The sequence below is a fragment of the Coleofasciculus sp. FACHB-1120 genome (genome assembly GCF_014698845.1).
GTDB lineage: Bacteria > Cyanobacteriota > Cyanobacteriia > Cyanobacteriales > FACHB-T130 > FACHB-T130.
Genome location: NZ_JACJTV010000005.1, coordinates 81,910 through 94,117 on the forward strand (window position 1 = coordinate 81,910; position 12,208 = coordinate 94,117).

8 protein-coding genes are annotated in these 12,208 nt (G+C 47.7%); 6 read left to right on the forward strand and 2 right to left on the reverse strand.

Annotation, left to right across the window (positions count from 1 at the left end; genetic code table 11):
• Positions 1 to 2: 2 nt before the first annotated feature.
• A complete protein-coding gene (locus H6H02_RS07360) occupies positions 3 to 1,397 on the forward strand; it encodes a DUF4335 domain-containing protein (RefSeq protein ID WP_190816133.1) in 1,395 nt (464 codons plus the stop codon).
• Between the two features lie 75 nt (positions 1,398 to 1,472).
• Here H6H02_RS07360 and mrdA read toward each other — a convergent pair whose 3' ends face one another.
• Entirely contained in the window at positions 1,473 to 3,269 is a 1,797-nt protein-coding gene (gene mrdA, locus H6H02_RS07365) for a penicillin-binding protein 2 (RefSeq protein ID WP_190816135.1), read from the reverse strand.
• A 382-nt stretch (positions 3,270 to 3,651) separates the two neighbouring features.
• Between mrdA and H6H02_RS07370 the strand changes: the two genes are divergently transcribed.
• From H6H02_RS07370 to H6H02_RS07390, 5 genes are all read left to right on the forward strand, one after another.
• Positions 3,652 to 4,779, forward strand: a complete 1,128-nt coding sequence (locus H6H02_RS07370) for an ABC transporter ATP-binding protein (protein WP_190816137.1) — start codon at positions 3,652 to 3,654, stop codon at positions 4,777 to 4,779.
• A gap of 520 nt (positions 4,780 to 5,299) precedes the next feature.
• Complete coding sequence (locus H6H02_RS07375) at positions 5,300 to 6,427, forward strand: spermidine/putrescine ABC transporter substrate-binding protein (RefSeq protein ID WP_347342578.1); 1,128 nt, start codon at positions 5,300 to 5,302, stop codon at positions 6,425 to 6,427.
• A 189-nt stretch (positions 6,428 to 6,616) separates the two neighbouring features.
• Complete coding sequence (locus H6H02_RS07380; RefSeq protein WP_190816375.1) at positions 6,617 to 7,477, forward strand: ABC transporter permease; 861 nt, start codon at positions 6,617 to 6,619, stop codon at positions 7,475 to 7,477.
• A gap of 317 nt (positions 7,478 to 7,794) precedes the next feature.
• On the forward strand, positions 7,795 to 9,555 hold the full coding sequence (locus H6H02_RS07385; RefSeq protein ID WP_190816146.1) for a bifunctional serine/threonine-protein kinase/formylglycine-generating enzyme family protein: 1,761 nt from the start codon (positions 7,795 to 7,797) through the stop codon (positions 9,553 to 9,555).
• 301 nt (positions 9,556 to 9,856) lie between these two features.
• Positions 9,857 to 10,708: an ABC transporter permease gene (locus H6H02_RS07390; RefSeq protein WP_190816148.1), complete on the forward strand. Its 852-nt coding sequence runs from the start codon at positions 9,857 to 9,859 to the stop codon at positions 10,706 to 10,708.
• Between the two features lie 331 nt (positions 10,709 to 11,039).
• Here the strand turns inward: H6H02_RS07390 and H6H02_RS07395 are convergent, their stop codons facing one another.
• Entirely contained in the window at positions 11,040 to 12,044 is a 1,005-nt protein-coding gene (locus H6H02_RS07395; protein ID WP_190816150.1) for a DUF1517 domain-containing protein, read from the reverse strand.
• Between the last annotated feature and the right edge of the window lie 164 nt (positions 12,045 to 12,208).

The following is a 12,208-nucleotide window of genomic DNA, read 5'->3' on the forward strand; positions in this document are numbered from 1 at the left end:
AAATGACTATTCGCCGTCCGTACAGTCTGCCTAACTGCACGCTAATCCTAGAAGGGTTAAGCGATGCAGCTGCTGGTCAGGTGGACGCCCGACCCTTAATGTCTATCCTGGTTAATGCTGAGTGCCATTTTTCGGGTAAGGAGAAGCCATTAACGGGAGGACGTGACTTTTTTGAAAGCCTGGTAACAGCAGCCAGCAACTATGCTCAAGAATTCTTAAGTGGGGTACCTCACTCCTATAGTCTGAAAGACAAGCCAAGCTTAGTGCAGTTTCAGAAAATAGATGCCCATCTGCATCGGTTAATGGTTGAGTCGCCAGGAAATAGTGGCGACTCGACTCATCGTGGTGCGTCCACAACTGCCCAAGCGAGGCAAGTTGATATCACGACAGTACAGCTGTTTGATTTGGTGGAGGCGGTGGATCAGTTCCTGGCTGATGGTCGCACGCTGCCAGATATCATGCTTTCAATCGCGCCAGTTCCGAAACGCTATGCGAAGGCTGAAGTGCCGGTGGCACAACGCGCCGCACCAGCAGCAGTCGGGGTTACAACTTTGGCATTGGCAGCGATCGCATTTTTCATGGTTCCTCCTCCCGAAGTCAAGAGATCCGAAGATCCCTTGCTTCAGCCCAACTCCAGCTCGACGACGCCTGCTAGCCCTGTCTCGTCCGAGCAGCCGACAGCAAGCCCAAGCCCGACAACGTCATCCAGCGTTGATGCTGCTGACTTGGAAAACTTAGTTACAGCCGCACCGGAAATTCTCGATCCGACCCAGTTGTACTTCTTACAACGAAAACTTCAAAACAACATTTATCAGAAGTGGACGACCCGCCGCCAGTTTCGGCAAGACTTAGTTTATCGGGTGGGGGTCGGCAAAGACGGAGCTGTGGTGGGTTACAAGCCAGTTAACTCAGCAGCAAGCGATCGCTTAGAAGAAACCCCACTGCCAGAATTGCTCTATATCCCCGCCGCTGGTAGCGACATTACCAAAGAACCGCTCGCTCAGTTCCGGGTGGTATTTACGAGGCGAGGCGTCCCGCAAGTGAGTCCCTGGTATGGCTACAAAGAAAAACCCAGTCTGGGTCCAGAAATTACCGATCCCACTCAGATAGAGAGTTTAGAAGCTCGGCTTTCCGAACAACTCAAGCAAAATTGGCAAGCCACTCCCAGTTTTCCACGGAGTCTACAGTACCGTGTCGCCGTAACCAAAGACGGTATCGTTGCCGATTACGAGCCACAGAATCAACCCGCCTTTGATTATGAGGATGAAACTCCCTTGCCTAAACTCTTCCAGCCGAGCAGCTCGCCAGACGCGGTTCCCCAGGAACCCCTCGCCCAATTCAGAGTCGTGTTCGCACCCAACGGCACCATCGAAGTTAGGTCGTTGCAGAGAAATTGATAGCAGCCAATAGTCAGGAGTCAGTTGTTAGTGATTAGCGTTTCCCCTAAACCCTAACAACTGACCCCTCACAATTTACTTAGCGGGTTTAACGGGTTTCTTGACCTGGAAATAAGACTCCAGAACTTTTAACACCATCGGGGCTGCCACCTTACCGCCGCCGCCTCCAGAATGTTCCGCAAAAGCCACAACCACAATCTTTGGCTTGTCCGCAGGCGCATAGGCACCAAACCAGGCGTGAGACAGTCCTGGTGGAGCCTCTGCCGTACCACTCTTCCCAGCAACTGGGGGTAGAGTTGGCGCATTCACCGCTTTTCCAGTGCCGCTAGTTACAACGCTCCGAAGTCCTTGGCGCACCACTCTTAGCGTTTCTGGTTTCATATTTAAGGACTCTCGCCAATTTTTGGACGCCTCATTATCTTTGAGCAGGTGGGGTTTAACTCGATAGCCCCCATTTGCCGGAACCGCAAACATCACGGCAACTTGTAGCGGCGTCGTTTGCAAGAAGCCCTGCCCAATGGACATATTTACCGTGTCTCCGATTGTCCATTCCTGCTTCAATCGCTTCTGCTTCCAGGCTGCATCCGCAACTAAACCCGGCAATTCTTCTGAAGCTAACTCAATCCCCGTTTTTTGACCAAAACCATACTTCCGAGTCCAGTCAATCAAGGTAGGACCACCGATTCCTCTACCAATCTGATAAAAGAAAGTATCGCTACTCATCGCTAGCGCCCCAACAAATCCCAAGGGGCCAAATCCAGCATGGTTCCATTCCCCAAACCGAATCCCACCGACGGTTAAGTAAGGATAGGTTGCCAATACCGTATTCGGAGAATATTTACCCGATTCAATCGCAGCGCTCGCGGTAACAATCTTGAAGGTACTCGCCGGTGGAAAGACTCTCAAAGCGCGGTTGACGAAGGGGTTGCCCTTACTTTGCACTTTCTTCCAAGTTTCTGGGGTGATCCGCTTAGAGAAAACGTTGGGATCGAAGCCTGGGCGGCTGACCATCGCCAAAATTGCCCCATTATTGGGGTCCATTGCCACGATTGCGCCCTTGCGATCGCCCAATGCCCTTTCCGCTGCCTTCTGCAACTCCAGATCCAGCGTTAAATGCACATCCTTCCCAGCCTTTGCTTTTTTCTGACCGAGAATCCGCAACACTTGACCTGCACCATCTACCTCAACCTGTTGACCGCCCCATTCTCCCCGAAGCGGTTTTTCAAAAGCTGCCTCCACTCCCATTTGACCAATCACATCTCCCAAGCGGTAGCCTTGACCTCGCATCTTGGCTAGCTCTTCATCGTTCATTTCCCCCGTATACCCTAAGACGTGAGCTGCCACCTCAGCGTTGGGGTAGTTTCGTACCCCTTCAATATCCACCTCTACGCCCTCTAGTTCACTCCTGTACTCTTCCAGCGCTGTAATTTGGGCAGGATTGATGTCACGAGCAATCCGCAACAGCGAGGTAGAGGTATAACCGGCTTTTTCCAGTTGCTTTTGAATTTCGCTTTCAGGAACATTTAACAGATTCGCGAGGCGTTTGAGGGTAGCGGGCCAGTCCTTCTGTTGGCGGGCGATGGGCCACAAAAAAACCGAGTGAGACAGCCGACTGCTTGCCAAAACTTTGCCCTTGCGGTCGAAAATGGTGCCTCGGGCTGGCTGTTTGGGAATCAAACGAATCCGATTGTTTTCTGCCAGTTGTCGGTTACGTTCCCCCTGAACCACTTGTAAAAAAACTAACCGAGCGCCAATCCCACCCGCCAAGAGTAAGGTAACGATCAGCATGATGATTACAGATTGGAGGCGTCGGCCCACAGTTCGGGGAGTGGATTGACGCCCAATTGAGGAAGACTGAGCGATTAAGGTCATAGCAGGAGGCTGGATAAATTGGCTCTAAACAGGGAAACAACAGGTATTTTGTGTGGGCGACAATTCCCAAAGGGATTGCTCCTACATAGTGTATCCTCACACTTCAATAAGATGAAGTGGAGGTGACCTATCAACGGATGCCGTGGAAAGGGCATCTCCTAGAGAGCGGGAATCACTTGCACTTTTTCAGGTTCAACGTTTTGGAAAATGGCAAATTTTTAAGCAAATCGCAATCGGACTGAGTCCGACAGCTAAAATAAACCAAAGTTAGCAATCACTGCTCAACCAAGCATCACCGGCTCAGCCTTCACAAAACAGACGCGACGGCGTGTGTTGAGCAATTCACACCTCTGTGGGGCATCGCCACTGGGAATCATCAACTATGTCTCAAACTTCTTTAGCAGAACAACGCTCTCCGGAGACTACAAATGAACTGGATGTGGAACTCCGCAAGGTTTTTAAGGTATTCAATGGAGAAACGGCGGTTCGGGGGGTTGATCTGGAGATCCGCCGAGGAGAATTTTTCAGTATTCTAGGTCCCTCTGGCTGTGGCAAGACTACAACTCTGCGCTTGATGGCTGGGTTTGAAACTCCCTCGGCGGGAGAGGTGCTGATTCAGGGGCAGACCATGAACCATGTGCCGTCCCACCGGCGTCCGGTGAATACTGTCTTCCAGAGCTATGCTTTGTTTAGCCATTTGAGCGTTTGGGAAAATATTGCTTTCGGATTGCGAATCAAAAAGCGACCCAGAGCAGAAATTGCTGAGCGGGTTCAAGAAGCGCTAAAGCTAGTCAAAATGGAAACTTATGCCAACCGCTTTCCCTCCCAGCTTTCTGGGGGACAGCAGCAACGAGTGGCTTTAGCGCGGGCGCTGGTGAATCGTCCAGCAGTGGTTTTGCTGGATGAACCTTTGGGGGCATTGGATTTGAAGCTGCGTAAACAAATGCAGGTGGAATTATCCAATTTACATCAAGACCTCGGTTTGACGTTTGTGATGGTGACGCACGACCAGGAAGAAGCGCTGAGTCTTTCTGACCGGATTGCGGTGATGCGTGGGGGCAAGATTGAGCAAATTGGTTCGCCTACAGAAATCTACGAGCACCCCAAAACGCCATTTGTGGCGGATTTTATTGGGGATACGAATCTGTTTGAGGGGCGGATGGAAGGTTCTGACTACTCAACGCTCAAAGTTGTGACCAAAAGCGGGTTGCCAATTGTGGTGCAGCCGTTGGAGCCTTGGGATGAGATTGGTGCCCAGGAGGTTGTGGTATGCGTGCGCCCAGAGAAGATTCAGCTGAGTCTCTATCCGCCAGCGACACCCATCAACTGCTTTGAAGGTCGTCTGAAGCACGTGATGTACATGGGCACTCATGTTCATTATGTGGTGGAGTTACTTTCAGGCGATCGCTTAACGGTTCGGCAGATGAATACTGTGGGACTTGAGCCTGCTTTCCATACCCCCATCTATGCCCACTGGGCGGCTACCGATTGTCTAGCAATGAATGCCTAGAGGCAAGGCACCAGCGCAACCTTCCCGGAACCGACCGAGCTGAATCCAGTTTCTACAAGCGTTAGACTCTCATTGTCACGCCCAGCGCGATCGCTACTTCTAGGGGCAACCCGGTCAACCCACTTGTCGTTGATTTGAGACGCTTAAGCGATCGCGTTATTTCCCGCTACAACCAAAACTTAAAAAATTATTCATTGCCATCAATGACTGCCAGCCCTCTGCTTCAATGGTTTTGCGCTCTCCAGCACTTGACAAATTGACTCAGTGACCGATTCAATCACTCTGGCGCTATCTCCTCAAACGTCAAGATGACGGGCAATTCGAGAAACCCCTACAAAGCAAAGTATTTGCCAGTCAAAATACCGACGCCCAAACAGGTGAACCGCTCCCTCTAGAGCAATCTGTAAGATACTGTTAAAGAGAAATTAAAAATTAAAAATTAAAACTAAAAAATGAGCTTAATAGTTTTTAATTTCCCATACTAAATTTTGATGATTGACGTGCAACTTTGCTGAATCCCGTGCCTCCAACTGCTCAACGAACGACTCCAAAACACCCAACACGACGTAGATTTTTACAAACGTCAGCAGCCGCTACCCTCGGACTGACAATGTCTAGTTGCGGCTGGACGCTTGCCCAAGTGCGCTCAGCACCCGCCAACTCTGAAGCATCCAACAAAAAGTTGTTGTATCTCTACACTTGGGCTGGCTATACCGATGAGGATTTGTTAAAGCGCTTTACCAAAGAGACTGGAATCAAGGTGATTGCTGATGTCTATGATTCCAACGAAGCGATGCTAGCCAGGATTCAAGCCTTGGGAGGCGGGGACTACAGCATTATTTACCCATCTGACTATACGGTGAGGAAGATGGTAGAACTGAGCTTGCTCAGTGAATTAGATCATTCCCGTATCGTAGGTTTAGATCGGCTGTTTCCCCGCTTCCGAAATCCCGTCTATGACCCAGAAAACCGCTACAGCGTACCCCTGAGCTGGGGAACAACGGGTCTCATTTACAACACCCAGAAGCTGAAGCAACCACCAGCAGATTGGAATTATCTCTGGGACAATCAGCAGGCACTTTCTCGAAGAATGACCTTGCTGAATGATGTTCGGGAAGTGATGGGGGCGGTGCTGAAAATGCTGGGGTACTCTTACAACTCAAAAGACCCGCAGCAGATTAAACAGGCGTATGAAAAGTTAATGGCGCTTAAACCCGCCCTCGCTTCTTTCACCTCTGACGCCTGGAGAACTCAAATTTTAACTGGGGATTTGCTACTGGCAATGGGATTTTCATCCGATGCCAATGAAATTATTCCAGAAAATAAAAACTTACAGTATCTAATCCCTCGGAGTGGTTCTTCAGTATGGACTGACACGCTGGTCATTCCAATAACAGCTCCCAATCCAGAAGGAGCTTATGCCTGGATTAACTTTATGTTGCAACCTGATGTCGCCGCTCAGATTTGCGAACGTTTAAGTTTCGCGACACCCAATCAAGCTGGCTACAACCAGTTACCGGATGAAATCCGTAACAATCAGATTTTATTTCCCCCAGAGTCGGTACTTGCCCAATGTGAAGGCGTTGCGCCGCTTGGAAAAGTGAGCGAGGTTTATGAATCTTATTGGACTCGATTGACGAGCAGCTAACATTAAATAAGCTTGAGTTTTGAATTATGAATTGAAGCAATAATCGGTATTTCCTATCAATCATCTTTCATTACTAACTCAAAACTCAAAACTCAAAACTCAAAACTCTTTTCTGTCGTGTCTACCCCAACTTCCCCTCCCTCAATCCCCAATCCCACTCCTTCTGATGGAATAGAATCGCCAGTGCTAATGGGCAGCAAACGCCCCGGTTTGAAGTGGTTGGAACCAATCGCGCTGCTGGGTCCGGCTGGTATCTGGTTGGCTTTGTTGCTAGTGCTGCCAACGCTAGTGATTTTTCAGCTAAGTTTAGTGCCAGGAATCCGACCTGGGGATGTAGTGAATCCCAGCGGTTTGGATAATTATACGCTGGTGTTTCAACCAGTTTACTTGCAGGTGATCGGGCGATCGCTATTTTTTGCAATTGGCACTACAATCGTTTGTCTTTTACTGGGATTCCCGGTTGCCTACTGGATTGGTCAGATGGCACCGAAACAGTGGCGAAATTTGCTGCTGCTAGGCTTTGTCTTGCCTTTGTGGACATCATCGCTGCTGCGTTCTTACGCCTGGATTACAATCTTGCGTCCTACGGGTGTCCTGAACACGATGTTAACGACTTTAGGACTTCCGGCTTTGGAGTTGCTGAACCAGAGTTCAGCCGTATTTATTGGGATGGGTTACAGTTATTTGCCGTACATGGTGTTAATTCTTTACGCTTCGGTAGAAAAACTGGATCGCCGGTTGCTGGAGGCATCTGCGGATTTGGGGGCAAATCCGATTGACACTTTTTGGAAAGTGACTGTCCCGCAAACGCTACCAGGAATTGCGGCTGGTTCTTTGCTTGTATTTATTAGCACTTTAGGAGATTTTGTCGATCCGGAATTGCTGGGCGGTGCTTCTAGTATGACGATATCCCGCTTGATTTATAACCAGTTTTTGGGTGCAACTCAGAATTGGGGATTTGGCTCGTCTTTGAGTATGGTTTTAATTTTTGCCGTCAGCATAGCGATCGCGCTTTTGATTAAATACGGCGATAGCACACCGCAAAAATAAGGCTTATATAGAAGGTGCGTTGGCGATAGTGTAACGCACCATTATTTTCAGAAAATATCTAAAATTTCTGTTAAATATTTGCCATAAGTACTAGACAACTATTGGCGCAAATGCTAGGTTTATATAATGGGAATCTGTGCGCCCATATAAAGTATTATTTGAATTTAATAATGATTGATTGGTCAGTAAGCGCTGACTAATTCACTGTTTAGAATAACTGTAAGTTGGGTTGAGGAACAAAACCCACCAAATTGTTTAAAGGGGTTGGATTTCCTTACCTTAACCCAATCTATGCTTAATCAAATTTTCAATTATTTATGAGTTATTGCTTAAATCCCGCCTGTCAGAAGTGCCAAAACTCCCACAATGACAAATTTTGCCAAGGTTGCGGGACAAAGCTGGTACTTTTAGGGCGTTACCGCGCTGTAGCACCACTGGGACAAGGCGGGTTTGGTAGGACTTTTCGGGCAATTGATGAAGCGAAACCGTCCAAACCAGCTTGTGTAATTAAGCAATTTTTCCCGATTCAACAAGGCACAAATACAGCTAATAAAGCAGCAGAATTATTTCATCAAGAAGCTGTACGGCTAGAAGAATTAGGCAATTATCCGCAGATTCCAGAATTGTTAGCCCATTTTGAGGAAGAGAACCGTCAATATTTGGTGCAACAATTTATCAACGGGCAAAATTTAGCTCAAATATTAGAACAAAAAGGCGCTTTCAGCGAAACCGAAATTCACAGCTTGTTGACAGACTTGCTGCGCGTCTTGGAATTTGTGCATAGTAAGCAGGTAATTCACCGAGATATTAAGCCAGAGAATATCATTCGTCGTCAGGTTGATAATCAACTGGTGTTAGTAGATTTTGGTGCGGCTAAATTTGCGACGGGAACTGCATTAGCCAGAACTGGAACAGTAATTGGTGACTTTCGATATATTGCACCAGAACAAGCAGTCGGGAAAGGAGTTTTTGCCAGCGATTTGTATAGTTTGGGTGTCACCTGCATTCATCTGCTGACAAATGTTGAGCCTTTAGAGCTATTTGATACTGATGAGGATGCGTGGGTTTGGCAGAATTATTTACCAAGTTCAATTAGCGATGAATTGCGTAGCATCTTAGATAAGATGATCCAAAGAGGTGCGAAACGGCGATATCAATCAGCCGAAGACGTAATAAATGCATTAATTTCGCAAAAATTATCTGTAGCGCCAACAATTCTGAATATTCCCCAAGCTTCACTACTAAAAACATTTAATTTTGATGTGGTGACAGTAAACGCATACGGAAGAGAAACTAACCGCCGCCAAATGCAGGCAAAATATTTCTCTGAAAATTTAGGCGCTGGAGTGACACTAGAAATGGTAGAAATTCCAGGTGGTACTTTCCTGATGGGTTCTCCAGACACGGAGGAGGGGCGAAATAACAGGGAAAGTCCGCAACATCAAGTAACTGTAGCAACGTTTTTCATAGGAAAATTCACTGTTACACAAGCGCAGTGGAAAGCAGTAGCAAATCTGCCAAAAATCAACCGATATTTGCAACTAGATCCTTCAAGCTTAAAAGGTCCAAAACGACCTGTAGGAAATGTATTATGGGACGATGCTGTAGAATTTTGTGCGCGATTGTCTAAAAAAACTGGCAAGAATTATCGTTTACCCAGTGAAACCCAATGGGAATATTCTTGTCGTGCAGGAACAACTACACCTTTTCACTTTGGCGACACAATTACTATAGATTTAGCAAACTACGACGGAAATTCTACTTACGCATCTGCACCAAAGGGGAAATCTTGTCAGCAGACAACAGACGTGGGGAGTTTTCTACCCAACGCCTTTGGACTATATGATATGCACGGAAACGTTTGGGAATGGTGTGCTGATATTTGGCACCCTAGTTACAACGGTGCGCCTAATGATGGGAGTGCGTGGGAGTCGGGCGGAAATAATTCGTTCCGGATGCTTCGCAGTGGTTCGTGTATCAACGATCCCTGGGCCTGTCGTAGTGCGGTTCGTGCCAGGAATCAGCCGGATAGCAACAACAGGTACTTTGGATTTCGAGTGGTTATTGCCTCGGCATAGACTCCTTAGTCCTTTCCTCCCTTCCCCTCTTCCTTCGCGCTCTTTGCGTCTTCGCGGTTTATAGAAATCAATTTACCTGAACGCACAGATTTCCATTCTATAAGTATAATCCTAATTCCCGAAAACGCAGTATAAAATAATACAAATAATTGAAAGTTCACGGAGACGATAAGACTTGAGACGCGATCGCACTCTTCCAAACACGCGATCGCATCCAGTAAAGTGAAGAAAGTTGGCATAGAGCGCGTAGCGAAGTGGCTGCTCTCTTCAGCATCGCAAACCCGACAAATGGTGAAATTGAATGACAGGCACCGTCAGCCATCAGCAGGAGGAAATCCCTTTAGAGATTATGTTGAAGTCCCAAGATAAACCTCGTATTTCTTGGCAGGTTATTTTCACACTGCTTATGTTCTTTTATATGTACCTGCCCATTCTGGTACTGACGTTTTATAGCTTTAACGAGTCTACCTATAGCGCCGGTTGGGAAGGATTTACCCTCAAATGGTATCTAAAGCTGTTTCAGGACACCCGTATCCTGACGGCGCTGCAAAATAGCTTAACCGTGGCTTTGTGTGCCGTAGCGATCGCTGCCGTCTTAGGCACCATAATGGCAGTTGGTTTAGCCCGTTATACCTTTCCGGGGAAAAGCTTGTATCGCGGCGTTTCTTACCTGCCGCTGATTATTCCCGATATTGCGATCGCCGTTGCCACTCTAGTATTTTTAGCCGTCATTGGCACGCCGTTGAGCTTGTGGACAATTGTGGCAGCTCATGTCGTCTTTTGTCTTGCCTACGTCGCCTTGGTGGTTTCTTCTCGAATTAGCGGCTTAAACCCCCACTTAGAAGAAGCTGCCCTCGATTTAGGGGCGACGCCAGTACAAGCTTTTATCCAAGTGTTGCTTCCCGAATTAATGCCAGCAATTATTTCCGGTTGCCTGTTAGCCTTTGTCCTCAGTATGGACGACTTTCTCATTGCTAGCTTCACTGCCGGTACGGGTGCCACAACTTTACCCTTAGAAATCTTTAGCCGCATCCGCACTGGCGTTAAACCAGATATCAATGCTCTCAGCGTCATGCTGATGATTGTGTCAGGTTTTGTCGCTTTTGTTGCTGAATTACTCCGCTACCGCAGTGAGCAGAAACGCTTTAAATAGCTTTTAAAATAGCTTTGAATTTATAGGGAGGTATCAGGTTTTAAAATTTAACGAGGAACAAAAGATTGTCATTAATAAACTACTTTGCTGGTAAAATAATTTTATCAACTTAAACGTAATTCTTTATAATGGCAATCTAAGCAAAATTTTTAAAAACGCCTATATTTTTATTATTTAGTAATACTAATAATACCAAATCAAGGGGAAAACATAAATTAGAAATGTTTCCAATTTAGACACCATCAGAATTGAAAAGGAGGCTGGTAATCAGCCTCCTTTTCAGAAGAAATAGATAGGGGCGCATAGCAAGAGTGCCCGTATCCGTTGAGGGTTAAACAAGTTTCAGAGTGGGATACTCAGCCATCAAATCATCAGAGGTGAGTGTGTCACCGTCTGCCTGAGGTGCCCAGAGAATTTCTACTGCAAGTAGGCGATCGCTCCCGATGCCACCAATCTGACGCAAGGCTTGACGCAAATCGTCACTGCTGTTGATTTTCGGTAGTTGCAGATTGCCTTCGGCACCCACCAAAATCGTCACAATAATATATTCACCAGGGCCTTCGGTTATCGCCTGATTTGCCAGCTTGCCAGCTTCCTCAGATCCCGCGGGTAAAGATGCTTTCGGCGTTGCTGCCTTGAGCTGATTGTTCACGTTCGAGAGAGTCTCTTCCGTGAATTTGCTGCGTTCGCCCAATGCTAGCTGATTAAACTTAGCTTCTGCGGCTTGTAGCGCTGTTTGCTGAGATTCTGCTGCCCCATACACCCAATATTCCGGGTGACGTAGCAAAGCTAGGGTACTTTCCTGAAGCACTTGGGCACGACCGATGGCGGAACTCATATCAGATGTACGCGCCAACTCGTCTAATTCTCCTTGCAAGCCGCGAGCTTCTGCCAAAAGACCTACTTGCACCTCTGCCACGGAAACTTTGGGATTGCCGTAGCCCAGAGAATCGGCTTCACCCGCGTCACCAGCACCCACGCGGCGGAAGCTGGAAACCAAGAAGTTAGCGATTCCCAGGAAAATCAAAATCGTAAACAGACCGCCAAATCCGCCCCCGATGCCAAAGAAGGGAAATAGCAAGGGGAACCCAAACCCGCCCCCAAATCCACCCCCAGGATAAGGAGCCGGATAATATCCGCCGGATGGTGGCGCATAGGTTCGGCTAGGAGGCGCATAGGTGCGGCTGGGCGCTCTAAAAGAACCGCCTCCAATCCGACCGCCTGTGCGAGCTGCTAAGGCTCCGTCAGCATGACCCAGCGTCAGGGTAAGGATCAGACCAAAGACGAACAAAGATTTCAAAAAGGGTTTAATGGCTGAAAGCAGTTTATTACGCATACATACTGTGCCTATTCAATCTGATTAAAACTGTAGCGGCTGGCAGCAACTCCCAGCATCTTCCTAACTATCGAGCCATCCGATCCGACTACATCTATAAATGTATCGCTTCCACTCGACTGGTGCGGGATCAATGCTGGGCGGATTTCCTCATGGGGAATCCG

Coding starts and splice junctions, on each gene's coding strand:
- H6H02_RS07360 (WP_190816133.1), top strand. CDS start 3: ATGACTATTCGCCGTCCGTACAGTCTGCCTAACTGCACGCTAATCCTA.
- mrdA (WP_190816135.1), bottom strand. CDS start 3,269: ATGACCTTAATCGCTCAGTCTTCCTCAATTGGGCGTCAATCCACTCCC.
- H6H02_RS07370 (WP_190816137.1), top strand. CDS start 3,652: ATGTCTCAAACTTCTTTAGCAGAACAACGCTCTCCGGAGACTACAAAT.
- H6H02_RS07380 (WP_190816375.1), top strand. CDS start 6,617: ATGGGCAGCAAACGCCCCGGTTTGAAGTGGTTGGAACCAATCGCGCTG.
- H6H02_RS07385 (WP_190816146.1), top strand. CDS start 7,795: ATGAGTTATTGCTTAAATCCCGCCTGTCAGAAGTGCCAAAACTCCCAC.
- H6H02_RS07390 (WP_190816148.1), top strand. CDS start 9,857: ATGACAGGCACCGTCAGCCATCAGCAGGAGGAAATCCCTTTAGAGATT.
- H6H02_RS07395 (WP_190816150.1), bottom strand. CDS start 12,044: ATGCGTAATAAACTGCTTTCAGCCATTAAACCCTTTTTGAAATCTTTG.